Consider the following 24,645-nt stretch of genomic DNA (forward strand, 5'->3'; position numbering starts at 1 on the left):
TGTCTCAGGTGGTCCGACGGTCTACGACGGCCGTGCCCACGATCGTTCCCGCGTCGACGGTGTGGACACCGCGATCGGTCAGCAGCTCGATGAACTGCTCCCGCACCGCGCGGACCGTGTCCTCGTCGAGTTCGGCCAGGGGAGCACGGAGTCCGCTGCCGAGGACGAACTCCCACGCGAACTCGTCGGTCGCCGGCAGGTAGTTGGACAGCTCGGTGACACGGACGTCGGTCGTTCCGAGGCTCGTCAGCCACGCGCTCAGCTTGTCCGCGGTGTTGATGCGGTCGGCGGCATCCCGGGCCGTTTCAGCGGCACCCTCAGCAACCGCAGGCTTGCCGGGAACTGCCTGTGGCGCGACCTTGCCCAGTGCTTCGAAGAACGGGTGGGTGAAGTCGTCGAGTGCGTGCTCACGCCACACGGTCACGCCGATGCGGCCGCCGGGCCGCAAGAGACGTGTCAGGCGCGCGAACGACGAATCCATATGCGGGAGAAAGAAAACGCCGTACGAGCTGGCGAGGACGTCGTAGCCCGCCGCGGGCACAGTACTCGGGGGTTCCCACTTCGTTGCGTCGGCGGCCACGAAGTCGATGTTCTGCAACGCCCACTCGGACGCGACCAGCCGGCCCTCCTCGAGGAGGTCGTCGGCGAGGTCGATCGCATGGACTCGCCCGGCCGGGCCGACCGCCCGCGCGGCCGCGAGGGCTGAACTGCCCGCACCTGCGCAGACGTCGAGGACCACTTCGCCGGCACGTAGCTCGAGCGCGAACACCAGCGCATGACCGGCCACGTTCCAGACCCGCGGTGCGATCTTCGCGAAATCGGAGTGCGCCGCGTTGAAGGTGGTCCGGTATTCCACGGTGGTCATGTCCCGAACTTACAGCCCGTAGAACGGTGCAGCGTAGCGGAATTCCCCGACGATCGCCGAGTCGTAAGCCGCAAGCGTGCGGACTTGGAAATGGCTCGCCCACTCGGGTTCGCTCGGCGCAATGCCGACCGTGTCACCCGGCACGAACCCGAAGCGCGGGTAGTACTCGAGATGGCCGAGTAGCCCGACAAGTGGCAGGTCGAGTGCGTCGGCAGCCGCCAGGACACCGTGCATGAGCGCCGACCCGATACCCCTGCCCTGGATGTCGCTGCGTACGCCGATCGGTCCGAGGGCACCCACACGCTGCTGCCCGATCGTGGCCGCGGTGATGCACACATGCCCGACCGTCGCGCCATCGCGCACCGCGACCAACGAAAGCCGCGGCAGCCACGCCTCGCTCGCACGCAGGGCCGCTACTATCGCGACCTCACCGGGCTCTTCGCCGTCGGCCGTGGCGAATGCACTTCGGTGTACCGCTGCGATGTCCTCGACATCCCCAGGTTGTTCTCTGCACACCAACATAGGGCGAGTGTGACAGGCTCTGTCGTCATGTCCGACCGAATATTCACCCGTGCCGAAATCGCCGGAATGATCGACCACACCCTGCTCAAGCCGGAAGCCACCGGCGCAGACGTCGAGGCGCTGATCGCCGACGCTCGCGACCTCGGTGTGTACGCGGTGTGTGTGTCGCCGTCGATGCTGCCGATCGATGCCCCGGGTCTCGCGGTCGCGGCCGTCGTCGGGTTCCCATCCGGCAAGCACGACTCGTCGGTGAAAGCGGCCGAGGCCGCGCTCGCGGTGGCACGCGGCGCGGTCGAGATCGACATGGTGATCGATGTCGGTGCTGCGGTGGCGGGGCATTACGACGTCGTGCGCGACGACATCGCGGCGGTCCGCGCCGCGACGGACGGCGTTCTCAAAGTAATTCTCGAGTCAGCCGTTCTGAGCGACGACGCCATCGTCGCCGTGTGCCGCGCAGCCGAAGCGGCAGGCGCGGACTTCGTCAAAACCTCGACCGGCTTTCACCCGGCGGGTGGCGCGTCGGTCCACGCGGTTTCTCTGCTGGCCGAAACGGTCGGCGGGCGCCTCGGCGTCAAAGCGAGCGGCGGCATCCGCACCGCTGCGGCGGCACTCGACATGATCGCCGCCGGCGCGACGCGGCTCGGGCTCTCCGCGTCGCGGGCGATTCTCGACGAACTCAGCTGAGCACACCGCAGCTTTCGGTTCCGCTCGGCCGCGGCGGCATCGTGAAGTTGCCACCGGCAAGCGACATTTCGAGTCCTTCGTCGGTGACCTTCAACGACTTCGGCGTCATCCCGATCGGATAGACCTGCAGGCTGTCGGTGATCACCTTGACGACGCCGTCGACCAGCTCGGTCGGCAAGCCGATTACCAGGACCCGCGCATTCATCGTCTCGACCTCGACGCGCCCGCCTTGGATGTAGGGCCGGACCGTGAGCTCAGCGAGTGGACCGACCTCGAAGCGGAGGGTGCCGTCGGTCTTGTTCGCCGTCACGCCGGTGATCATGCCGAACAGTGGCTGGTCCTGCATCGTCGCGGTGATGCCGGCGGTCGGCCAGTCGATATCGGCGGACGAGCTGCCGATCGTGCCGCTGCTGTTCGACGAGTCCGTGATGACGATGTCGTCGACCCGAGCGTGGACCTGCATGTCCTTCGCCGGACCGAAGGCGGTGTCATCACTGTCCACCGTGATGTAGGGGACTTCCTTGTCGACGAGCTGCAAAAGCATCGGCTTGGCGCTGAGCCCGATGTCGACGTTTGTGCCCAGGTCCGTTTCGAACTGCTCCGCCATGCACTTCTTGACGGTGTGCCTGGCCAGGAACTCGCCCGCGAGGAGGGCCGCGACCAACGCCACGACCACCAGACTCGATATCAGCACCACTCGATTTCGCATTCGCCCAGTGTGCTCGATTTTTCTTAGGCGTCTCTGTGAATGGTCTGGCAGCTGCGCTGTGATGGCCGACACAAATTTGCCCGCTTCGTCGCGCCGGGGATTGTTCGCGGAGGATCGGGTTTCGTGGCATGGTTCAGAAATGGGCGAACTCGAGGACGCACCGGTCGGCATCGCACTCCCATTGAGCAGACCGGGCCGCAGCGCAACCGAGTTCGCCAAGGCTGTTCTTGCCGATGCCGTCCGTCCCTACGATGCGGACCTTTCGCAAGCGATCGAGTCGGCGCGGTCTTGGCGCTCGGAGTACATGAGTGCATTGCGCGCGATCACGGCTGTCTGTGCGTCGTCGCCCAGCGCGGCAGTCGGCATCGCGGCGGAAGGTCTGCGATCGGCGCACGCGCTGGTGCGCTTCGTCGACGGATCCGTCGAGGGACCGTTGAACAGTGAGTCGTGGCGGTCGGCACCCGACGACCCGTTCGAGACGGCTGTCGTCGAGGGCTCGAGCGAACCGCCCGACGAATTGCGGGTCCCGGTCGACGGCGTCGTGCTCAGCGGGCAAGCGCTGCGCGACAAGCTCGTCGACTGGCGCAATCGCGGCGTCGTGGAGCCGAGTTTCGTCCTCGCGCTCGAGCGCGTGATCGAGAATCCGAAATGGTTGCGGCTGCCCGGCTACCAAGCGATCGTCGTCGGCGCGAGCGAGGAACTCGGCCCGTACCGCTCGCTGGTCGAATGGGGTGCCGATGTGCTCGCGATCGATGCGGTCGGCCCGAACATGTGGCGCGACATACTCGACGTCGCCAAGCGCGGCGCGGGCACGGTCACCTATCCGACCGGCGTGCGCGGCCCGGGCGCCGACCTCGCCCACGAGTTCCCCAAGCTGCTGAAATGGATCTACGCCAACACGAGCAAACGCAAGAAACAGGTCCTCGGTACCTACACGCTCGGTGATCGCGGCGGCCACATCGAGGCCACGCTCGCTGCCGACGTCATCGCGTCCGATCTGCTCGAGAACCGGCCGAACACCACGTTGGCCTACCTCACGACGCCCACCGACTGCTTCGCTGTGAAGGCCGATGTGATGGCCGAGGCGCGGCGGCGCTGGGCGGACCGCGGCATCAAGGGTCCGCTCGAAAACGCGCTGCGATTCGCCTCGCGTTCGGCACTGTTCAAGCCCAACTACGTCGACGAGGTTGTGGACTACGAAGGCAACCACTGGGGGATGGCGAACGCGCTCATCGGGGCGCAGGGCCCCGAATTCGCGCTCGCGCGCCGGTTGCAACGATGGCGTGCCGCGCTTGCCCGCGACGCCGGCCGACCCGTGTCGTTCGGCGTGGCTCCGGCCTCGCTGACGAAGGCTGTCACGCGCAACAGACTGCTGACCTCCGCATATCACGGCGCTGGAAAACTGGGCGTCGAGGTTTTCGAGCCGGAAACGACGCGTGTGCTGATGGCCGCCAAGCTGGTCAGCGACCTGTTTGCGCCCGCCCCGGTCGACCCGCACTCGAACCCCGAAGAGCTGTTCTACGAGGGCGCCGCACACGGCGGGCTGTGGCGCCAGCCGTTCGAGCCGATGTCCGCGCTCTCGGTCGCCGTCGCGTCCGGCTACCCGTACTCGCTGTTTCGCCGGAAGTAGCCGTGCCTAGAACCACGCGTCCTGCATGTCGAGGGCGGTGCGGTCGAGGCGCGCCAGGAGGTCGAGCCCCGGACCCGTCTTCGGTAGCTCGAAGGCGAAGAAGTACCGGCCTGCTTGACGTTTGCCGTCGTAGAAGTCGCCGGTCCGGCCCTCGGTTGCGAGCATCTGCTCGAGCCAGATCCAGGCGATGACGATGTGGCCGAAGGTTTCCAGATAGACGGAACTGTTGGCGAGCGCAGCTTCGATGTCGCCCGATCCGAACATCGCCGCGGTGGTCGAGACTAGCCGTTGCCACGATGAATCCAGTTGTGCCGCAAGGTCGGACAGCTCGCCGCCGACCTCCTGGGCTGCACCGATCGTGCCGCCGATCTTTGTGCCCAGCGCGGCAAGTGACGCACCCGATTGTGCAACGACCTTCCGCCCCAACAGATCCAGGCCCTGAATGCCGTGCGTGCCTTCGTGAATCGGGTTGAGCCGGTTGTCGCGGTAGTGCTGCTCGACGTCGTACTCGCGGGTGTAGCCATAGCCGCCGTGGACCTGGATGGCGAGACTGTTCGCCTCCAGACACCATTGGGAGGGCCAGCTTTTCGCGATCGGCGTCAATATGTCGAGCAACAGGCCCTGCTGCCGGTGCTCTTCCTCGGATTCCGCGGTCTTCTCGAAATCCACCAAACGCGAGCAGTACAGCACCATCGCAAGTGCACCCTCGACATAAGACTTCTGTGCCAGCAGCATTCGCTTGACGTCCGCGTGTGCCGTGATCGGGACCTGCTGTGCCGTCGGGTCTTTGGCCAGCGGCGATCTGCCTTGCAGGCGGGTCCGCGCGTAGTCCAGGGACTTGAGATAGCCGGTGTAGCCGAGTGCTGTGGCGCACAGGCCGACTCCGAGGCGGGCCTCGTTCATCATGTGGAACATGTAGGAAAGGCCACGGTTCGCCTCGCCGATGAGGTAGCCGACCGCCCCCGGCTCGCCGTCCGGTGTGAACTGACCCTCGCCGAAATTGAGTACCGTGTTCGTCGTTCCCCGAAAGCCCATCTTGTGATTGAGACCGGCGAGGACGACGTCGTTGTGCGGACCGACGCTGCCGTCGGGTTGCACAAGGAATTTCGGCACGATGAACAGCGAAATGCCCTTGGTACCAGGCGGACTGCCCGGAATCTTTGCCAGCACGAGGTGCACGATGTTCTCGCTGAGGTCGTGCTCCCCGCCCGAGATCCACATCTTCGAGCCGAACAGCCGGTATGTGCCGTCGGTGCTCGGCTCGGCGCGGGTGGTCACGTCGGCAAGCGACGAACCCGCCTGCGTTTCCGACAGGCACATCGTGCCGAAGAACCGGCCTTCGATCATCGGCCGCACGAACGTGTCGATCTGTTCCGGCGACGCGTGTGCGAGTAGTAGATTGGCATTTCCGAGCGTGAGGAACGGATAGCCGGATGTTCCGACATTCGCAGCCTGGAACCAGGCGAAGCTCGCCGTCCCGACCGTGTGCGGCACCTGTGCGCCGCCGAATTCCTCGTCCATGGTGATACCGAGCAGATCGGCCTTCGCGAAAGCCGCCAGTGCCTGCGCGACCTCCGGAATGATCGTCACGGTCTTACCGTCGAACGTCGGCTCGTGCGCATCGTTCTTCTTGTTGTGCGTCGCGAAATAGCGCGTCGCGATCTGTTCGGCGAGGTCCAGAACGCCGTCGAAAGTCTCGCGGGAATGCTCGGCGAAGCGTGTGCGCTTCGTCAGACCCTCGACGTCGAGCCACTCGTAGAGCAGGAAGTCGAGGTCACGGCGAGACAGCAGAGTCGAGCGCATGCACGCCACCTTAGGCCTGCGGTGCGACACTGCTCCAGGGCACGGTCAGGACGCAATCGCGCATCCGGCGACGCGGATCGGCGAGACCGAGCAGTCGCAGCGTTTCGCGCCACCGCACGCGCGGCCCGAACGGTGCGTGGGTGGCCGCAGTCGCCCACGCGCGATCTGCCGCGATGAGCAGACCGTGGATGCGCTCGCCGGGAACGTTGCGATGAATCAACGCCTTCGGGAGTCGTTCGGCGATGTCGGACGGTCGGGCCGTCGTGAAGGGATCCCAGGCAAGGGTCAGCGACAGTGGTCCGTCGGCGTCCAGCACGATCCACGCGCAGCGGCGGCCCAGTTCGTCGCATGTGCCGTCCACGATCAGCCCGGACGGCCCCAGGGCGGCCTGCATCGTCGACCACGCCGTGCCTACCGCGTCTTCGGGGTATTGCCGCAGCACGTTGAAAGCGCGCACCAGCACCGGCCGCAGACCTGCCAACTCGAAGCCGCCCCTGGCAAAACTCACACCGTCGCGACCCTCGACCACGCGGGCTGGGTCGATTTCCAGTCCGACCACGCGAGTGTCGGGCCGAACGGTCCGTAGGCGTGCGGCCAGCTCCAGCGTGGTCACGGGAAGCGCGCCGTAGCCGAGGTCGACGACCAGCGGATCGACAGCACCGAGCAACACCGTTCGGACCTGCTCGTTGTGGACGAGCCAGCGGTCACTGCGCCTGAGCCGGTTGATTCCGGTCGTGCCGCGGGTGATGACTCCCTGCGGCGTCAGCCTGCTGTTAGCTTGTCCAGCCACCGGACGGTGACCTCGGCCTCGCCGCGGAAGAGATCGATCAGGTTGACGAGCATCATCTGCTCGAGCTTGGGCCCGACACCCGGGATGTAGACCTTTGCCTCGGACGAGGTCCGCAGCGTGCAGCCGGTATCGGTGCTGAACAGGCGCATGGTTCCGGTCAGGCTGCCCGGGCCTGCGGGGACCGAAGCCTCGTACTTGCCGGTCACCTCTTCACCGAACGGGCCGAAGCTCTGCTTACGGGTGATGACCATGTCTTTGCGCATGACGACCTGCGCGATCTCAGGCAGCATCTCCCGCGGCAGGATGTGGTGGAACACCAATTCGACGCCGGACTCGTCGGCTTTGAAGCTCTCGATGTGGTTCGGGGAGAACTTGCGCATCTCCTCGACGATCTCTTCCCAGTACGCCCGCTGCATGAGGGCGGAATACACCTGCTCTGGGGTGTACCGGTACCGGGCGGAGTAGTCGATTCGACGGGCCATGGCTGTGTACGTTACCGGTCGACGCCACTCGAGCTGAACAAGCGTCTAGGAATGTGCCGCCGTCCAGGCCTCGGTGAAATCGTCTTCCTTGCGCATCAATCGCTTCAGCTGCTCCACGATTGCCTCCTCGATGCGCCCGCCGAAAAGGGGCACGCTGACCGAGACGTCGCCGTCGACGGTCAGCACCGAGCCCGAACCGGAGGCCGCGAGGGTGAGCGAGCCGGAGATCTTTCCCGGGGCACCGCTGACGTCGACCGTGAAGCTGCCCGTTGCTCTGTTGTCGATCAGTGGACCCCAGGCTTCGGTTCTGTTGATCTTCAAGTCGCCTCGCCTGATTCGGGAAACCAGCGGCGGCAGGTACTTCTCGGCGACGACCTGGATCATCTCGACCCGGAACTGCCCATCGACTGTCTCGACCTTCCGCAGTTCCGCACCCGGACCGCCGATTTCTGCGAGCCGGTCGGTCCAGTAATTCTTGGCTGTGAACGCCGAGTGCACCGCGACAACAGCTTTCGAGTGCTGTGCCGAATGGTCGATTCTGTGTCCCATGTGCGGCACGCTACCGTTTGCAATCGTGCTGCTTCCACAGGTCCGCGACGAGTTGGAACGATCCGGCGCGCAACTGCGCGCGAACGTGTCACTTGCCGGACTGACAACGCTTCGCGTCGGCGGACCGGCGCGTGTTCTCGCCGAATGCACGACGACAGACGCTCTGGTCGGCACGGTCCGTGCACTCGACGCCGCCGGGGTGCCCACGTTGGTGGTTGCCGGCGGTTCGAACCTGCTGATCGCCGATGCGGGATTCGACGGTGTGGTCGTCCGGGTCGCCACCACGGACGTGCGGATCGACGGCAGCCTGGTCACTGCGCAGGCGGGTGCGGAATGGGACGCGGTTGTCGCCCAGTCGATCGCCGCCGGTCTCGGCGGCATCGAATGCCTGTCCGGGATTCCTGGCTCGGCCGGTGCGACGCCCGTGCAGAACGTCGGCGCGTACGGCGTCGAGATCTCGTCGGTCCTGCGCAGCGTCGATCTGCTGGACCGGACGACGGGCGAGGTCCGCCGTGTGGCGCCTGCCGAACTTGGCCTGGGCTACCGCACCAGCGTCCTCAAGCATTCCGATCGCGCACTGGTGCTGGCTGCCGAGTTCGAGCTGCGACGCGACGGGTCGAGTGCGCCGATCGCCTATCGCGAGTTGGCCGGGGTACTCGGGGTGGAGCAGGGCGACTCGCTTGCCCCCGAGAAGGTCCGCGAGGCGGTTCTGCGGCTGCGGCGCGGTAAAGGCATGGTCCTTGCCGCCGACGACAACGACACCTGGAGCGCGGGCTCGTTCTTCACGAATCCGATCGTCACGCAGGACCACCTTCCCGGGGTTCTCGAGGCGATCGCGGCCAAGGTGGGCGATGTCACGGTGCCGCAATATCCGGCTGCCGGTGGCGTGAAACTGTCGGCAGGCTGGCTCATCGAGCGAGCCGGGTACGAGAAGGGATTTCCCGGGGTCGATGCGCCCGCTCGCCTGTCCACAAAACACACTCTGGCCTTGACGAACAGGGGCAATGCAAGCGCCGGTGACATCGTTGCGCTTGCGCAGACCGTACGCGACGGAGTGCGCGCCGTATTCGGGGTCACGCTCGAACCGGAACCGGTTGCCGTCGGCGTGACCGTGTAGCTCGTTCGGGGTGCCGGGCGGTCGCGCGCAGGTACCGTGGAGCGGGTGTATATCCGAAAAGCTTGGCATGCAACGTTTGCCGCGCTGGTCGCCCTACTGGCTGCGATCACGCTCGTTGCTGGCTGCTCGGACGGCGGAATCGGCGGTACGTCGGAGGGCCCGCCGGACCCGGAGATCACCTTCACTCCGGCCGACGAGGCCGAGGACGTCAGCCCGGTCGCACCGATCTCCGTGCAGGTGGAAGACGGCACGATCGCGCAGGTCGAGCTGACCAACCCGTCCGGCAAGGCGGTCAAGGGCGCGCTGAATGCCGACAAGACCAAGTGGACGGTCGGCGAGCCGCTCGGCTACGGCATCACCTATACGTGGTCGGGCAACGCGGTCGGCGCCGAGAACAAGACCGTCACCATCGAAGGCAGTTTCACGACCGTGTCGCCGGATTCGACGACGTCGGCCCAGGTGCAGCTTGCCGACGGGCAGGAGGTCGGCATCGCGGCGCCGATCATCATCCAGTTCGACGCCCACGTCGAGGACAAGGCCGCCGTCGAACGGGCGCTGAAGGTCACGACGACCCCGCAGACCGAAGGATCGTGGGCGTGGTTGCCCGACGACAACGGTTCACGCGTCCACTGGCGGCCGAAGGAGTACTGGACGCCTGGCACCAAGGTGAACCTGGACGCGAAGCTCTATGGCGTGGATTACGGCGACGGCGCCTACGGCGATTCCGACGTCACCCTGGACTTCACCATCGGCCGCAGCCAGATCGTCAAGGCGAACGCGCCGAGCCATCGGATGCAGGTGATTCGCGACGGGCAGACGGTGTTCGACTTCGCCGTCAGCTACGGCGAAGGCAACGAAGCTCGCAACGTCACCCGCAGCGGGACACACGTGGTGTCGGAAAAACACGAAGACTTCCTGATGTCGAACCCACCGTTCTACGAGAACGTGCGCGAACGCTGGGCGGTCCGCATCTCGAACAACGGTGAATTCATCCATGCGAACCCGGAGACGACCGGCGCGCAGGGCTCGGCGAACGTCACCAACGGGTGTATCAACCTCGCACCCGAGGATGCCCAGGCCTATTTCCCGACTGCGCTGTACGGCGACCCGGTAGAGGTGACCGGAACGTCGATCGATCTCTCCGCGGCTGATGGCGACATCTTCGACTGGACGATGGACTGGGAGACCTGGAAGTCCTACTCCGCACTGGCCGAGGACCCGGGCCAATCGCTCACCGCAACTCCGCGCAAGCCGGAACCGGCCGGCGGAAACTAGGTCCGTCGGTTGAACCGGCCCGATTCGGCCTGATCGCGCGGCTTGACGACGATCTGATCGAGGTTCACGTGCGGCGGTCGTGACGCGACGAATCCGACGATCTCGGCGATGTCGGAGGCCACTAACGGATCGATGCCCTTGTAGACGGCGGCGGCCCGCTCCGCGTCACCCTCGAAGCGCACGAGTGAGAACTCGGTTTCGACGGCTCCGGGTGCGATCTCGGTGAGCCGAACGGGCTGGCCGAGCAATTCGCCGCGCAAGGTCCGGTGCAGCAGTGCCTGCGCGTGTTTGGCAGAGGTGTAACCGGCGCCGTTGTCGTATGAGCCGAGCGCCGCGACCGAGGTGATCGTGACGATCAGACCGTCGCCGGATTCGATGAGCTTCGGCAGCAGTGCTTTCGTGATCCGAAGCGTGCCCATGACGTTCGTTTCCCACATCCAGCGCCAGTCGTCCAGGTCGGCTTCGGCGACCGGGGCCAAACCCTTTGCCCCACCGGCGTTGTTGACCAAAACGTCGACACGGGGAATGACTGCGGTGAAGGCCGCCACGGAATCCTCGTCGGTGACATCGAGTTGCAGCGCCGTTCCGCCGATCTCGGCGGCCAGTTCCTCGAGACGGTCGACCCGCCGCGCACCCACGACGACATGAAACCCCTGGGCGGCCAGCGTCCGAGCCGTCGCTGCGCCGATTCCAGAACTGGCACCGGTCACGACAGCTGTGCGGTTCGTAGTCATGCAGCGATCGTAGAGGGCACAGCACAGGGTGTGCTGGGTCACGCCGCAACGCCCTGGCTTGGCGTCACGCTCCACGTTTGCTAACTTTGCGACATGTCTTCCGGCGTATCGACCGCGCTGCGGGTCACCTATGTGACGTCCGCATTGGGTTCGCGCCTGCCTTTTGCTCGGGAACTGTGTTGTTCCTGCTGTTGTCTCTGAGGCTGATTCACGTTCTCTGAACGACCTCATTTCGACGCAGCTTCGGATGCCGTCAGCACGACATTTCCCCCCGATTCGTGGGGTCTCGAGCAAGGAATTTCATGTCTACGCCTACTCTCGCATCGCCGGCACTGGTCACTCGACTGGGCGCTACCGGCCGACCTGCCGCGCGAATCCAGTTGGTACCACCGGACTTTCGGATCGCTGACAACCCCACCGCCGCGGTTCTGCGCGCCGCATCCGCGCACGGACCCATCTCGCGCGATGCCGCAGCCAGGGCAACGGGGTTGAGTATTGCAACGGTGAACCGGCAAGTCGCGGGGCTGCTCGGAGCAAACCTGCTCCGCGAGCGCGCCGACCTCACGGCGGCCGGCGCCATCGGCCGGCCACGGGTGCCGTTCGAGGTGAACCACGAGCCGTACCTGACGGTCGGCATCCACATCGGTGCCGTGGTCACGAGCATCATTGCCAGCGACTTGCGCGGCCGCATTCTCGGCGGTGTCGAAATCCCGACACCGCGCACGGGTCAGGACGCCGCACTCGCCGTCATTGCCCGCAGCGCAAAGACATTCACCGCCCGCTGGCACCGGCGCCGTCCGCTGTGGGTGGGCGTCGCACTCGGCGGCCGCGTCGATTCGGCGACCGGCACAGCTGACCACCCCCGCCTCGGTTGGCGCCGCGCCCGAATCAGCGCGATCGTCGGCGAATCGCTCGGCCTGCCAGTCTCGGTATCGGCGCACGTCGAAGCGATGGCCGCCGCCGAACTGCTGCTCGCCCCGAAGACCGCCGAAGAGCGGACGCCCGGCGCGGCCTCGCTCTACTTCTATGCACGTGAAACGGCGGGAATCGCGCTCACCATCGACGATCGGGTCCACACCCCGAACAACGGTCCGGGCTCGATCGTGCACCTACCGACCGGCTCCGACGCCGTGTGCGAATGCGGCAAGCGCGGCTGCCTCGAGGCGACCGTCAGTGACCGGGCGGTGCTCGACAAAGCGCGCAGCCTCGGCATCCTGACCGGCGACTCGCGGCCTGCGATCAGTGCGCTCTACGAAGCGGCGCGCGGAGGTTCCCTTGCGGCGCACAGGCTTCTGGTCGAGCGTGCCGAAGTGCTCGGCCGGACGGTCGCAATGCTCCGCGACCTCTTCAACCCCGACCGCGTAGTTCTCGGCGGGCAGGCGTTCACCGAATACCCGTCGGTGATTCCTCATGTCGCGGAAGCATTTGCCGGGGCTTCGACGTTGGCGCACAAAGATATTCGCATCAGCGGCTTCGGTAACCGGGTCCAGGAGTTCGCCGCGAGCGTGACGTCGCTGAGTGCGATCTATGCGGATCCACTCACCTCGATGCGACGCGCGGTGTCGTAGGCCCCGCGCTTCGGGCGCAACGGCTTTCACGCTCGCGGTTTGGTGTCCCGCTCGCGTAATAACGCGAGCGGGCCGCAAGAAGGCGAGCGCGGTGGTGCGCCCCTAGGCAACAGGCGGAGCTGCCGCGGGATCGGTACTCGCGCGACGCTCATGTTCCTCCCGGGCGCGCTCGAAACCGCCGTATTCCAGTGCGGCGATAGTTGATTCGCCACTCCACGAGATCTCGGCACGCCGCCGCAGCGTCACGTGCATTCGGGCGCCGAGGTGGACGATCGCGGCGGGTGCGTTCTTCTCGTCGTCGAGGGATGGCGCGGGCAACACGAACGCCGCGTCGAGGGGTGAACTACCTTCGATCTCGATGCCGGACATCGGACTTCGACCGTGCAGCGAGAACTTCTCTTCGTCGACGTGTGCTCGGACGTGGGAGGTGCGCGGACCGCCGAACCGCAGTACGGCGCCGTTCGGGAGTCGGATGACGACGAGGGTCGTCTCGATTCGCATCCTGCCGGAAGTGAAGGCGCCACCGGCGAAGGAGACGCAAGTGCCGTCGTCGAAACCCTGCGCCTGACCGCACCACCATTTCTCGGGGAAAGCGCCTGACCCCCAGCGCTTTTCGGCGTAGACCTCGGCGCCCGTGAGGTCCCATGTCTCGCCTCCGACGACGGCGGTCCCTTCGACCTTTCCGCCGAACAACCACGGGTGCCAGCGGTGCGCGACGCCGGGGATCGACTGGAAGAAGCTGGCGCCGCCGAATGCGCGCCGTGGCCATTCGATCCGGTCGGTGATACGAACGTCGAGTTGCGCGTCCGGCCCGAGATCGACCTGCACGCCGTCGACGTCAGCCCTCAGTACTTTCCCGGCTTCGGCGCCCAGGCGATGCGGGTCGGCAACGCCTTCGGGTACTGCCGCTGTGCGGACGAACCCGTTCGGGTGGGCCGCGAAACTCACAGTCGACCAGGGGCCGTCGGCGCCGCGGTTCACCCCGACGAAGACGGTCAGCGAGCGCCCGGTGCCCGGCTGGCTGAACCGCCAGAAGTAGCCCTCCGACGCAACGCCGTGGGCGGGCAGCGGATCGCCGAACGGCAGATCCGCGCCGGTGGACCGGAAACGGTCGAGAAGACTCGGCATGTACGACAGGCTAACCACCCGAACCTATCTCGGGGTGAGCACGGCCTGGGATTGCGTCGCCCGGGCGACTGCGCCCATGGTGTCGGCGAGGGTCATGATCGCGCCACCGTGCATACCACCGCCGGTCCTCGTGAGGGGTTCGGCCCGGCATCGTCGAGATACGTCTGCGAGGTTCATGACCTCGAAGGATGGCCAGAAAAGTAAACGAGGGTTCGCATTCCGGCGACGGGCTGATACGGTGCGGAAATGACATCGAAGTCGGATCAGCTCAACGGTCGTGTCGTCGCCATCACCGGCGGCGCACGGGGTATCGGCAAGGCCACCGCGGAGGCGCTGGTGGCTGCAGGCGCCAAGGTCGTGATCGGCGATCTCGACGCCGACCTGGTTGCGGCGTCGGCCGCGGAGATCGGCGGCGGAACTGTCGGTTTGCCGCTCGACGTGACCGATCGGGAATCCTTCGAGCAGTTCTTCGACGCTGCCGAAGCTGCCTCGGGCACGATCGACGTCTTGATCAACAACGCGGGCATCATGCCGGTCGGGCGGTTCTTGGAAGAGGACGACGCCACGGCTCGCAGGCAGATCGACGTCAACGTCCACGGCGTCCTGTTCGGTATGAAGATCGCGCTGCCACGGTTCGTCGAGCGCGGCAACGGCCACCTGATCAATATCGCTTCTGCGGCCGGCAAGGGCGGCTTCCCCGGCGTCGCGACCTATTCCGGAACCAAACACTTCGTGGTCGGCGTGAGCGAAGCGGCACGGCTCGAGTTGCGTGGTTCCGGCGTCGACATCTCGTGTGTGATGCCGAACATCGTCAACACCGACCTCGGTTCCGGCATCGGTCAGGCGCGGTTCGTGCCCAAGAGCGAGCCGCAGGACGTGGCGAACGCGATCGTCGCGACCATCAAGAAGCCGCATTTCGACGTGTACGTCCCGGCGTTCCTCGGCCCGCTCGCGCAGGTCGTGAACACGTTGCCGCGGTCCGGTCGCGAAGGACTCATGCGGTTCCTGAAGGCTGACACCGTGATCCTCGACGGCGACTGGGACGCGCGGAAGTCCTACGAGGATCGCGCATCGAAGTCGGATCCGAAGCACGAAAAGCTCTAGTGCCGATCGCGGAGGTCCTGTCCGGTGACGGGACACCCATCGTCTATCACGTGAGCGGTCCCGTCGACGGCCGGCCCATCGTGCTCCTGCACGGGTGGGCGGCATCGATGCGGTGCTGGGGCGACGACGTCGTCGGCCCGCTCACGGACCGCTATCGCGTCATCACGGTCGACCTGCGGGGGCATGGCTACTCGGGCGCTCCGGAGGCGGGTTACGACGACCCGGAGAACTGGGCGTCCGATGTCGCCGCAGTCCTGGCCGCCGAGCAGATCACGACCGGCGCGGTGCTTCTCGGTTGGTCCTACGGCGGCCTCGTCGTCTCCGACTACCTTGCCCGCCGCGGCACGTCCGCGGTCGCTGGGATCGTTCTCGTCAGTGCGATCACGGCCATCGGACGTGGTCGATCGGGCGGTCGGGTCGGCTCAGCCATGCGCGCGGCAATACCCGACGTCTACTCGGAGAAACCGGGCCACGCGCTGCGCGGATTCATGAAGTTCGGCGACGCGAACACGGGTTCGGCCACCGACAAGGGTGCGACCGCCCAGTTGCTCTTCGGGATCAGTTTGAGCACGCCGCCGCGGGTTCGCCAAGCCCTGTTCGACCGGACGGCGGGCAACGACGACCTGCTTCGGAGTCTCGACGTGCCGGTCCTGGTAGTGCATGGAACGGCCGACCCCGTCGTCGAGATCAGTGCGGGGGAGTACGCCGCAGCGACGATTCCGAACGCGCGGATATCGGTCTGGGACGGCGCCAAACATGCGCCGTTCGTCGAAGATCCAGCGCGGTTCGTCGCCGATGTCACCGGGTTCGTCGACTCGTTGGTTCAGCGATTCCACTGACAGTGCACTATGGAGTGGTGAGTTCGTTGCCAAGCAGCCGGTGCAAGCGAGTTGCGGTGCTTTCGGTACACACCTCACCACTTGCGCAACCAGGCACCGGCGACGCGGGTGGCATGAATGTCTACGTGCTCCAGACCGCCATTCAAATGGCGCGCCGGGGCGTCGAAGTGGAGATCTTCACGAGAGCGACATCGTCGACGGATCCCGCGGTGGTCGAAGCTGTGCCCGGCGTTCTGGTTCGAAACGTCGTCGCCGGACCGTTCGAGGGACTCGACAAGCATGACCTGCCGACCCAGCTGTGTGCGTTCGCCGCCGGGGTGCTGCGCGAAGAAGCGCGCCACGAGGTCGGTCACTACGACATGATCCACTCGCACTACTGGCTGTCGGGGCAGGTCGGCTGGCTCGCGCGCGACCGCTGGGGTGTCCCGCTCGTCCATACTGCGCACACGCTGGCCGCGGTCAAGAACGCGGCGCTCGCCGAGGGCGATACACCGGAGCCCGCGGCCCGTGAGATCGGCGAGCGGCAGGTCGTCGTCGAAGCGGATCGCCTGATCGCGAATACCGACGAAGAAGCAAAGCAGCTGATCGAGACATACTCGGCACCACCCGACAAGATCGATGTGGTCGCCCCCGGTGCCGATCTGACGCGGTACAGCCCCGGTGACCGTCTCGCCGCGCGGAAACGCTTCGGGATCAGGCCGGACGAATCGGTGGTTACCTTCGTCGGCCGGATTCAGCCGTTGAAGGCACCGGACGTGCTGTTGCGCGCCGCTGCCCATTTGCTGACGAAGAAATCGAACAGCACGTTGCGTGTGCTGGTCGTGGGCGGGCCGTCGGGTACCGGGCTCGCACGACCGGATTCGCTGATCGACCTGGCTCGATCGCTCGGAATCACCGATCACGTAACGTTCCTGCCGCCACAACAGCCCGAGCAGCTTGTCGAGATCTACCGCGCGTCCGATCTTGTTGCGGTACCCAGCTATTCGGAGTCCTTCGGCTTGGTGGCGATCGAGGCGCAGGCCTGCGGAACGCCGGTTGTCGCGGCCGATGTCGGCGGCCTCGGTACCGCTGTGAAGAATCGCGAGACCGGGCTCCTGGTGCAGGGCCACCGGACCGACGACTGGGCCGCAGCCATTGGCTGGCTACTTGCCGATCGAGAGGAATTGACGCGAATGGGGGAACGCGCGCATCGGCACGCATCGAACTTTTCCTGGGAGCGGACCGCCGAGGGTCTGCTCGCGAGCTACGCCAAAACCAGCGAGACCTATCACGGACCCGCCCGCCAGCAGACCACGTCGAAGGCCGACACCGCGCCGCGCATGGCGTGGTTGACGAAGCTGCGACGTGGAGTGCGCACATGACGGACACCCTGAACGACGTCGTCGATACAACGCTGCGCGATCGGGAACTCGAGTTCTCCCGGCCTGGCGCAGACACGTTCGTCGTCGAACTGCCTGGCGAGAAGAAGCTCAAGACGACCTGCATGCTGACGCTCGGGAATCACGGGCTGCGCATCGAAGCGTTCGTGTGCCGGCGGCCGGACGAGAACGACGGTGCAGTGCACCGCTACCTGCTGCGGCGAAATCGGCGCCTGTACGGCGTCGCGTACACGATCGACCGGATCGGCGACATCTACCTGGTCGGGCGGGTCGCGGCACACGCCGTGACGCCCGAGGAACTCGACCGCATACTGGGCCAGGTCCTCGAGGCGGCGGACGGTGACTTCAACACGCTGCTCGAGCTCGGGTTTGCGGAATCGATTCGCCGCGAATGGAAATGGCGCGTGTCGCGCGGTGAGTCGCTGGCGAATCTGAAAGCCTTCGAGCACCTCGTGGACGATGCGCAAGACGGGCACAACAACGGCATGCCAGGATAAAGGTCATGACTGGCACTCTTGTGTTGCTGCGCCACGGCGAAAGCGAATGGAACGCGCTGAACCTGTTCACCGGCTGGGTGGACGTCCACCTCACGGACAAGGGAATCGGCGAGGGCAAGCGCGCCGGGAATCTCATGAAGGACCAGGGCGTCCTTCCCGACATCGTCTACACGTCGGTGCTGCGCCGTGCGATCAACACGGCGAACATCGCGCTCGATGCCGCGGACCGGCACTGGATTCCCGTGGTTCGCGACTGGCGTCTGAACGAGCGCCACTACGGCAAGCTCCAGGGCCTCAACAAGGCGCAGATCCGGGACGAGTACGGCGACGAGCAGTTCATGCTGTGGCGCCGCAGCTACGACACGCCGCCACCGCCGATCGAGCCCGGCACGGAGTACGCACAGGACGGCGACCCGCGCTACGACGGCATCCCGGTCCCCGAGACCGAGTGCCTGAAGGATGTCGTCGCACGCATGATCCCGTACTGGGAGGAGACGATCTCGCAGGACCTGCTCGCGGGGAAGAACGTTCTCGTCGCCGCCCACGGCAACTCGTTGCGTGCGCTCGTCAAGCATCTCGACGGCATCTCCGACGACGACATCGCGGGTCTGAACATCCCCACCGGCATTCCGCTGCGCTACGACCTCGACGAGAACTTGACGCCGCTGAACCCGGGCGGCACCTACCTCGATCCGGAAGCCGCGGCGGCAGGCGCGGCCGCGGTCGCCAACCAGGGCGCGAAGTAGCAGCCGCCGAGCAATTCACCGGTTGTCGGCCCGTTCGCCCTGAGCTTGGCCAACAACCGGTGAACGCGGGGCGAATATTGGCGATCAACCATGTGACCTGGGCCAAAATGGCTGCACCCTGCGTTTGTGGGCTCGCAATCGAACGTACGATTCTGTCGTGAGTGTCGTTCAAGCGGTGTTGCTGGCGTTGGTCGTCGGTGCCGTCGGCGTCGCTGCAGGAGCCCTCATCGCCCCGCGTTTTTCCAGCAAACAATCGGAGAAGCGGCAGGCGCAGTCCGGACTGACGATGTCGCAGGTGCTGGACCTCATCGTGCTGGCCTCCGAGAGCGGCATCGCAGTCGTCGACAAGCATCGCGACGTAGTCCTCTTCAATCCCCGTGCCGAAGAACTCGGGATGGTGCGGAACCGGTTGATCGACGAACGGGCCTGGCTCGCTGCGCAGCGTGTGCTGCAGACCGGCAATCCCGCCGAAGCCGATCTGAGCACGAAGAACAGGTCCGGACGCGAGCGAATCGCGGTCCGCTGTGTCGCTCGGATGCTGAGCCGGGAAGAGACGAGTTTCGTGGTGCTTTTCGCCGACGACGACTCCGAGCAGGTACGCATGGAGGCGACGCGCCGCGACTTCGTCGCGAACGTCAGCCACGAACTCAAGACGCCGGTCGGGGCAATGGGGTTGTTGGCCGAGGCTTTGCTGGAGTCTGCCGACGACCCCGATTCGGTCCGGCATTTCGGCCAGCGCGTCCTCGCGGAATCCATTCGGTTGGGCAGCATGGTCAACGAACTCATTGCCCTCTCCCGACTGCAGGGCGCGGAGAAGTTGCCCGACCTGGACGTCGTCGATGTCGATCAGGTCGTTGCCGAAGCGGTGGACCGGTCGCGAACCACAGCCGAGGCCGCCGATATAACGGTCAACACCGATCACCCGAGTGGGCTCGAAGTACTGGGCGATCAGACCCTCCTCGTGACCGCGCTGTCGAACCTTGTCGAGAACGCAATTGCCTACTCGCCCAAGGGTTCCTTCGTGTCGGTCAGCCGGTCGATCCGGGCCGGGAAAGTTGCGATCGCCGTCACGGACCGTGGCATCGGCATCGCGAAGGAAGATCAGGAGCGCGTGTTCGAGCGCTTCTTCCGAGTCGACAAGGCGCGATCGCGCGCGACCGGCGGCACCGGCCTCGGACTGGCGATCGCCAAACATGTAGCGGCCAACCACAACGGCGAGATCACGCTGTGGAGCAAGCTCGGGACCGGGTCCACGTTCACCCTGCGCATCCCAGCGCATCTCGAGGAAGACCACGACGAGCACGAACCTGTGCGAGCTGTAGAGAAGAGAGACGTGATGTCACAAGCGCGCGGTAACACGATGAACAAGAGTGCGGAGGCGAACAGATGACTTCCGAAGGCGACGTAGTAGTGAGCATCGCAGCGCGGAACGAGCGCGGCCCGCAGCGACGAGGAGCCGGGAAATGACATCGGTTTTGATCGTGGAAGACGAAGAGTCGCTGGCAGATCCGCTGGCGTTTCTGCTCAAGAAGGAAGGCTTCGAGGTAACGGTCGTCGCCGACGGGCCGTCGGCCCTCGCCGAATTCGACCGGTCCGGTGCCGACATCGTCCTGCTCGACCTGATGCTGCCCGGCATGAGCGGCACCGATGTGTGCAAGCAGCTTCGGACCAGGTCCGGGGTTCCGGTCATCATGGTGACCGCGCGGGACAGCGAGATCGACAAGGTCGTCGGGCTCGAACTGGGTGCCGACGACTACGTCACCAAGCCGTACTCCGCGCGTGAACTCATCGCGCGGATCAGGGCAGTGCTGCGGCGCGGTACCGACAACGACCTCGACGGCGGTAGCGATACCGGTGTGCTCGAGGCGGGCCCGGTGCGGATGGACGTCGAGCGGCACATCGTGCTGGTCGGCGGTCAGCAGGTTACGTTGCCGCTCAAGGAGTTCGACCTCCTCGAGTACCTCCTGCGTAATTCGGGCAGGGTGCTGACGCGCGGTCAGCTGATCGACCGGGTCTGGGGCGCGGACTACGTCGGCGACACCAAGACGCTCGATGTCCACGTCAAGCGCCTGCGCTCCAAGATCGAGGCGGATCCAGCCAAGCCGGAGCATCTCGTGACGGTCCGCGGGCTGGGGTACAAGCTCGAGGCGTAGCGTCCTCGAGGTGTAGCGTGCTCAGTGCCGCTGGGCGTGGACTGTCGCCGGGTGAATAGCGATGAGCCCCAAGCCTTCACGCCGTTTGCAGAGGCGCGCGAGCTCCTTGTAGGCGGCCTTGCCGATGAGTTCGGTGAGTTCGGGCCCGTACGACTGCCAGACGGGTCTGGTGCCGACGTGTGCGTCGGGTGAGCCGCTGCAGTACCAGTTCAGGTCGGCGCCCCCCTCGCCCCAACCGCGTCGGTCGTACTCGGAAATCGTGGTGCGCAGAATGTCGACGCCGTCGGGGCGGGTGACCCAGTTCTGGGTTCGCCGAATCGGCAACTGCCAGCACACCTCTGGCTTCACCTCGAGCGGTTCGATGCCTTTCCGCATCGCCATGATGTGCAGCGAGCAACCGAGTCCGCCCTCGAACCCCGGGCGATTGAGGAAGATGCACGCGCCGTCGTAGCGGCGCGTCCTGTCGGCGGGTTCGTCTTCGAGTTCGTCCTGCTCGACGTAGCCCTTTTTGCCGAGGCCCTTGTCCATGAACTGCCAGTCGTCGCGTGTGAGCATCTTCACTGCGCGATCGAGCTTCGCGCGATCCTCGTCGTCGGACAGAAACGCGCCGTGGCTGCAGCAGCCGTCGTCGGGTCGGCCGGCGATGATTCCTTGACACGCGGGTGTGCCGAAGACGCAGGTCCAGCGCGAAAGCAGCCAGGTCATGTCGGCTGCGATGAGATGTTCGTCGTTGTCGGGATCCAGGAACTCGATCCACTCACGCGGGAAGTCCTGGTCGACCTCGGGCGTGGGAGTCATCTTGCGTGAACCCTGACCTGCACCTGCTGTCACAGTGCCCGACCGTAGACCCAGTACCGTAGCTGTGTGCGCCTAGGGGTACTCGACGTCGGAAGTAACACCGTTCACCTGCTTGTGGTGGACGCGCATCGTGGTGGGCACCCACTGCCGATGAGTTCCACGAAGGCCACCCTTCGCCTTTCCGAGAGCCTCGATGACGAGGGCCGAATCACCCGCGATGGCGCCGACAGGCTCATCGCAACGGTCGACGAGTTCGCGAGCATCGCGAAGACATCCGGCTGCGGCGAGTTGATGGCATTTGCCACCTCGGCGGTCCGTGACGCGGACAACTCGGAGGCCGTCCTTGCGAAGCTGCGTGACAAGACGGGGGTCGACCTGCAGGTGCTCGCGGGTACCGACGAAGCGCGACTCACCTTCCTCGCCGTGCGCCGCTGGTACGGCTGGAGCGCCGGGCGGATTCTGAATCTCGATATCGGCGGCGGCTCGCTCGAATTGAGCACGGGCGGCGACGAAGACCCGGATGTCGCTTTCTCACTGCAACTCGGCGCAGGCCGGTTGACGCGGGACTGGCTGCAGGCCGATCCGCCCGGCAAGCGCCGCGTCAACGTTCTGCGCGACTGGCTGGATGCCGAACTGGTCGAGCCCGTCAGGGAACTGAGGGCAGCCGGCGCACCGGACCTCGCGGTCGGTACGTCCAAGACCTTCCGATCATTGGCCCGGCTTACGGGTGCAGCGCCGTCGGGGGCGGGTCCGCGGGTGAAGCGGACGCTGACCAGCAACGGGCTGCGGCAACTTATTGCGTTCATATCCCGGATGACGTCGGCGGACCGTGCAGAATTGGAAGGCGTCAGCGTCGACAGGTCGCAACAGTTGGTGGCAGGCGCGCTGATAGCGGAGGCCAGTATGCGTGCGCTTGCCCTGGATTCGATCGATATCTGTCCGTGGGCACTTCGTGAAGGATTGATTCTGCGCAAGCTTGATACCGAGCCGAGCGACGAGCTTTTGGTGGCTGTCGAATGACGGGGCGCGAGACCGGGAAGGGAACTGTGACAGGCGAGGGCGCAGAAGCCGATACAGGACAGATATCCGTCGCTGAATTGTTGGCGCGGAACGGGCAGAAGGCAGCAACGCCGCCGGGAGGTCGCCGTCGACGCGGATCGCCGGGCGGCATTTCGGTTGCCGAGCTGACGGGCGATATCCCGATCGTTCGGGATACGAGCCACGCAATCGCCGAAGTCGCAGAACCCGAGGTCGTTGCCGAGCCGGCCCCGAAGCGTAAGGATCGCCGGGCGGAAGAACCCGTGCCATCGGTGCTGAAGCCGGAGATCAAGGAACCCGAAGCGCCCGCGGCCGAGGCCGTCGAAGCGAAGCCGGAACCTGCGGCGGAACCATTAGCCGAACCTGCGAAGGAACCGCAGCGCGAGCAGCCGGCGGCGTGGTCGTCGAACGAACGCGAGCCGCAGCTCCTGTCGGGTTCGACGGTCGCCGGTGATCTCATGCGCAAGGGCGCCCAGGACCGCGACGAGGCTGCTGAAAAGGCGGCTGAACAGGCCGCTGCACCGGCGCCTGCAACAGCGCCTGTTGCCGAGCGAGCGACGCGGTCGTCGCGCAAAGCGAAGGACAAGGACGCGGCGAAGGCCGAACGAAGCGCCGCACACCAGTGGTTGACGCTCGGCGCTCAGGCGGTCGTCGCAATTGTGGCTGGTGCGTTGATGTTCAAGGGCTTCGAGCGGCTGTGGGACATGATGCCCTGGGTGGCACTGGCCTTGTCGTTCATCGTGATCATCGGGCTCGTTGCCGTGGTGCGCGTACTCCGCAAAACCGACGACATGCTCAGCACAGTGATCGCAATTGTGGTGGGCTTGTTCGTGACGTTAGGTCCGCTCGCGTTCATGTTGAGTACTAGTTGAGGCAGGTGCAATGACTGGGCAGCCCCGGCGGCGCGAGGTTCTCGTGGGCTTGTCCACAGCGTCCGTCTATCCGCAGAACACAGAGGCGGCGTTCAGATACGCGGCCGAACTCGGATACGACGGCGTCGAACTCATGGTGTGGGCGGAGTCGGTCAGCCAGGACATCAACGAAGTCCGCGCGCTGGTCCGCAAGTACGCGGTACCGGTCCAGGCGGTCCATGCGCCGTGCCTGTTGATCTCGCAGCGCGTCTGGGGTGCTGATCCGGTCGCGAAGCTGGAGCGGTCGGTGCGCACAGCCGAAGCGCTCGGCGCGGGCACTGTCGTCGTCCATCCGCCGTTTCGGTGGCAACGGCGTTACGCCGAGGGGTTCGCCGCTCAGGTCGAGGAACTCGAAGCCGGCAGTGACGTCGTCGTCGCCGTGGAGAACATGTTCCCGATGCGGGCGGACAGCTTCTTCGGCCGCCGTGAAGCCGCGGTGGAACGGCTCAAGCGCCGCGGCGGTCCGGGGCTGGGACTGTCCGCGTTCAGCCCGTCCTACGACCCGACCGACTCCGATCATCAGCACTACACGCTCGACCTCTCGCACACCGCGACCGCGGGGATGGACGCCATGGCGTTGGCGGCCCGTATGGGAGGTCGGCTGGTGCACCTGCACCTCGCCGACGGTCGCGGCGCCGCGTACGACGAGCACCTGATTCCCGGCCATGGCACCCAACCCTGCGTCGAAGTCTGCGATTACCTGGTCAAGCGCGGTTTCGAGGGGCAAGCGGTCGTCGAGATCAATACGCAGAATGCCAGGACCACAGCCGAGCGGGCCTCGATGCTGCATCAGGCCCTGACGTTCGCGCGTATTCACCTGAACGGGCACACCCACCTCGCGATGTCACAGGTCGCCGATGCCAGCGACGAGGACGGAAACTCCTGACAGCACCAGCCCTGCTGTCAGGGCTGCGGCGCCGACCCAGATCATGGCGACCGACTTGTTCGGACGTTGTGGGTCGCTGCCGAGGACCGACAGGAAGAATCCGGCCGGTATGAAGATGGCGGCGGACAGCACCGTGATGGTCCCGGCGGCGGCCCAGGCGGCCGAGACGCCGGCAGCGCTCGTCAGCAGTCCGACTGCCACACCGAGCGTGACGAGCACGCCCGCATGTGCGTGACCGGCGCGGAAGAACGTCTTCTGCAGTTCGTTCGCGGGCTGACTGCCGGTCACGACGCGCAGCATGAACGTTCCGCCGAAGGCTATGCCGACCACGGTGAGAAGAGTCGCTCCGAGTACGACGGAGAGGAAGGGCGACATCAGGCCTCCTGCGAGAGATACGATCGGATAGTGCTACTCTCCAATAATGGATAGTGCAGGTAT

The 24,645-nt window shown here is 65.7% G+C and carries 26 protein-coding genes; 15 read left to right on the plus strand and 11 right to left on the minus strand.

All coding sequences use genetic code 11. The annotated features are described in order from the left end of the window. Positions 1-4 precede the first annotated feature (4 nt). A complete protein-coding gene (locus JGU72_RS24460) occupies positions 5-865 on the minus strand; it encodes a class I SAM-dependent methyltransferase (protein WP_199686714.1) in 861 nt (286 codons plus the stop codon). Between the two features lie 9 nt (positions 866-874). Next, a complete protein-coding gene (locus JGU72_RS24465; protein ID WP_199686715.1) occupies positions 875-1,387 on the minus strand; it encodes a GNAT family N-acetyltransferase in 513 nt (170 codons plus the stop codon). A gap of 27 nt (positions 1,388-1,414) precedes the next feature. Here JGU72_RS24465 and deoC point away from each other — a divergent pair, with 27 nt between their 5' ends. Next, a complete protein-coding gene (gene deoC / locus JGU72_RS24470; RefSeq protein ID WP_199686716.1) occupies positions 1,415-2,071 on the plus strand; it encodes a deoxyribose-phosphate aldolase in 657 nt (218 codons plus the stop codon). On the opposite strand, the gene JGU72_RS24475 is transcribed toward deoC, so the two are convergent. Further along, positions 2,064-2,780, minus strand: coding sequence for an LmeA family phospholipid-binding protein (locus JGU72_RS24475; protein WP_199686717.1), 717 nt, complete (start codon positions 2,778-2,780; stop codon positions 2,064-2,066). The two genes, deoC and JGU72_RS24475, sit on opposite strands and share 8 nt — an antisense overlap. Before the next feature lie 139 nt (positions 2,781-2,919). Between JGU72_RS24475 and JGU72_RS24480 the strand changes: the two genes are divergently transcribed. Next, on the plus strand, positions 2,920-4,410 hold the full coding sequence (locus JGU72_RS24480) for a hypothetical protein (protein WP_199686718.1): 1,491 nt from the start codon (positions 2,920-2,922) through the stop codon (positions 4,408-4,410). A 6-nt stretch (positions 4,411-4,416) separates the two neighbouring features. Here the strand turns inward: JGU72_RS24480 and JGU72_RS24485 are convergent, their stop codons facing one another. Genes JGU72_RS24485 through JGU72_RS24500 form a run of 4 tightly spaced genes read right to left on the minus strand, consistent with a single transcriptional unit; the run spans position 4,417 to position 8,034 of the window. Beyond that, complete coding sequence (locus JGU72_RS24485) at positions 4,417-6,213, minus strand: acyl-CoA dehydrogenase (RefSeq protein ID WP_199686719.1); 1,797 nt, start codon at positions 6,211-6,213, stop codon at positions 4,417-4,419. 10 nt (positions 6,214-6,223) lie between these two features. Continuing rightward, positions 6,224-7,003, minus strand: coding sequence for a class I SAM-dependent methyltransferase (locus JGU72_RS24490; RefSeq protein ID WP_199686720.1), 780 nt, complete (start codon positions 7,001-7,003; stop codon positions 6,224-6,226). Then, positions 6,976-7,485, minus strand: a complete 510-nt coding sequence (locus JGU72_RS24495) for a DUF2505 domain-containing protein (protein ID WP_199686721.1) — start codon at positions 7,483-7,485, stop codon at positions 6,976-6,978. The genes JGU72_RS24490 and JGU72_RS24495 overlap by 28 nt, the downstream gene beginning before the upstream one ends. Positions 7,486-7,530: 45 nt before the next feature. Further along, positions 7,531-8,034 (minus strand): DUF2505 domain-containing protein, encoded by a 504-nt coding sequence (locus JGU72_RS24500; RefSeq protein WP_199686722.1) that lies wholly within the window; start codon positions 8,032-8,034, stop codon positions 7,531-7,533. Between JGU72_RS24500 and JGU72_RS24505 the strand changes: the two genes are divergently transcribed. Both JGU72_RS24505 and JGU72_RS24510 read left to right on the plus strand, forming a co-directional pair. Continuing rightward, positions 8,033-9,151, plus strand: coding sequence for a UDP-N-acetylmuramate dehydrogenase (locus tag JGU72_RS24505; RefSeq protein ID WP_199686723.1), 1,119 nt, complete (start codon positions 8,033-8,035; stop codon positions 9,149-9,151). The two genes, JGU72_RS24500 and JGU72_RS24505, sit on opposite strands and share 2 nt — an antisense overlap. Positions 9,152-9,196: 45 nt before the next feature. Beyond that, positions 9,197-10,426: a L,D-transpeptidase gene (locus tag JGU72_RS24510; protein ID WP_307828590.1), complete on the plus strand. Its 1,230-nt coding sequence runs from the start codon at positions 9,197-9,199 to the stop codon at positions 10,424-10,426. On the opposite strand, the gene JGU72_RS24515 is transcribed toward JGU72_RS24510, so the two are convergent. Beyond that, positions 10,423-11,160 (minus strand): SDR family NAD(P)-dependent oxidoreductase, encoded by a 738-nt coding sequence (locus JGU72_RS24515; RefSeq protein WP_199686725.1) that lies wholly within the window; start codon positions 11,158-11,160, stop codon positions 10,423-10,425. The two genes, JGU72_RS24510 and JGU72_RS24515, sit on opposite strands and share 4 nt — an antisense overlap. 302 nt (positions 11,161-11,462) lie before the next feature. Here JGU72_RS24515 and JGU72_RS24520 point away from each other — a divergent pair, with 302 nt between their 5' ends. Further along, the gene (locus tag JGU72_RS24520) at positions 11,463-12,728 is read left to right on the plus strand and encodes an ROK family transcriptional regulator (protein ID WP_199686726.1); all 1,266 of its coding nucleotides are present in this window, start codon (positions 11,463-11,465) and stop codon (positions 12,726-12,728) included. 102 nt (positions 12,729-12,830) lie between these two features. Here JGU72_RS24520 and JGU72_RS24525 read toward each other — a convergent pair whose 3' ends face one another. Then, positions 12,831-13,856 carry a tocopherol cyclase family protein gene (locus JGU72_RS24525; RefSeq protein ID WP_199686727.1) on the minus strand — a complete coding sequence of 342 codons (1,026 nt, stop codon included), beginning with the start codon at positions 13,854-13,856 and terminating at the stop codon, positions 12,831-12,833. A gap of 246 nt (positions 13,857-14,102) precedes the next feature. On the opposite strand from JGU72_RS24525, the gene JGU72_RS24530 reads away from it, so the two are divergent. The 7 genes from JGU72_RS24530 to JGU72_RS24560 all read left to right on the plus strand — a co-directional run bounded on the left by JGU72_RS24530 (position 14,103) and on the right by JGU72_RS24560 (position 20,574). After that, positions 14,103-14,960 (plus strand): SDR family oxidoreductase, encoded by an 858-nt coding sequence (locus JGU72_RS24530; protein WP_199686728.1) that lies wholly within the window; start codon positions 14,103-14,105, stop codon positions 14,958-14,960. 50 nt (positions 14,961-15,010) lie between these two features. Next, positions 15,011-15,799 (plus strand): alpha/beta fold hydrolase, encoded by a 789-nt coding sequence (locus tag JGU72_RS24535; RefSeq protein WP_199686729.1) that lies wholly within the window; start codon positions 15,011-15,013, stop codon positions 15,797-15,799. Continuing rightward, complete coding sequence (mshA, locus tag JGU72_RS24540; protein ID WP_199686901.1) at positions 15,796-17,160, plus strand: D-inositol-3-phosphate glycosyltransferase; 1,365 nt, start codon at positions 15,796-15,798, stop codon at positions 17,158-17,160. Before JGU72_RS24535 ends, mshA begins: the two co-directional genes overlap by 4 nt. Continuing rightward, entirely contained in the window at positions 17,157-17,675 is a 519-nt protein-coding gene (locus tag JGU72_RS24545) for a type III secretion system chaperone family protein (protein ID WP_199686730.1), read from the plus strand. The genes mshA and JGU72_RS24545 overlap by 4 nt, the downstream gene beginning before the upstream one ends. 5 nt (positions 17,676-17,680) lie before the next feature. Further along, positions 17,681-18,421: a phosphoglyceromutase gene (locus JGU72_RS24550; RefSeq protein ID WP_199686731.1), complete on the plus strand. Its 741-nt coding sequence runs from the start codon at positions 17,681-17,683 to the stop codon at positions 18,419-18,421. A gap of 157 nt (positions 18,422-18,578) precedes the next feature. After that, entirely contained in the window at positions 18,579-19,811 is a 1,233-nt protein-coding gene (locus JGU72_RS24555) for a sensor histidine kinase (protein ID WP_199686732.1), read from the plus strand. Between the two features lie 73 nt (positions 19,812-19,884). Further along, the gene (locus JGU72_RS24560; protein ID WP_199686733.1) at positions 19,885-20,574 is read left to right on the plus strand and encodes a response regulator transcription factor; all 690 of its coding nucleotides are present in this window, start codon (positions 19,885-19,887) and stop codon (positions 20,572-20,574) included. 21 nt (positions 20,575-20,595) lie between these two features. Here the strand turns inward: JGU72_RS24560 and JGU72_RS24565 are convergent, their stop codons facing one another. Continuing rightward, entirely contained in the window at positions 20,596-21,372 is a 777-nt protein-coding gene (locus JGU72_RS24565; protein ID WP_199686902.1) for a hypothetical protein, read from the minus strand. Between the two features lie 66 nt (positions 21,373-21,438). Here JGU72_RS24565 and JGU72_RS24570 point away from each other — a divergent pair, with 66 nt between their 5' ends. From JGU72_RS24570 to JGU72_RS24580, 3 genes are read left to right on the plus strand one after another with little or no spacing between them, the layout of a single operon-like run. Continuing rightward, entirely contained in the window at positions 21,439-22,392 is a 954-nt protein-coding gene (locus JGU72_RS24570) for a Ppx/GppA family phosphatase (protein ID WP_199686734.1), read from the plus strand. Beyond that, positions 22,389-23,282, plus strand: coding sequence for a hypothetical protein (locus JGU72_RS24575; protein WP_199686735.1), 894 nt, complete (start codon positions 22,389-22,391; stop codon positions 23,280-23,282). The genes JGU72_RS24570 and JGU72_RS24575 overlap by 4 nt, the downstream gene beginning before the upstream one ends. A 10-nt stretch (positions 23,283-23,292) precedes the next feature. Beyond that, on the plus strand, positions 23,293-24,207 hold the full coding sequence (locus JGU72_RS24580; RefSeq protein ID WP_199686736.1) for a sugar phosphate isomerase/epimerase family protein: 915 nt from the start codon (positions 23,293-23,295) through the stop codon (positions 24,205-24,207). Here JGU72_RS24580 and JGU72_RS24585 read toward each other — a convergent pair. Continuing rightward, positions 24,166-24,582, minus strand: a complete 417-nt coding sequence (locus JGU72_RS24585) for a hypothetical protein (protein ID WP_199686737.1) — start codon at positions 24,580-24,582, stop codon at positions 24,166-24,168. The two genes, JGU72_RS24580 and JGU72_RS24585, sit on opposite strands and share 42 nt — an antisense overlap. Positions 24,583-24,645: the final 63 nt, after the last annotated feature.

The organism is Antrihabitans auranticaus, from assembly GCF_016481275.1.
In the GTDB taxonomy this organism is placed as follows: domain Bacteria; phylum Actinomycetota; class Actinomycetes; order Mycobacteriales; family Mycobacteriaceae; genus Antrihabitans.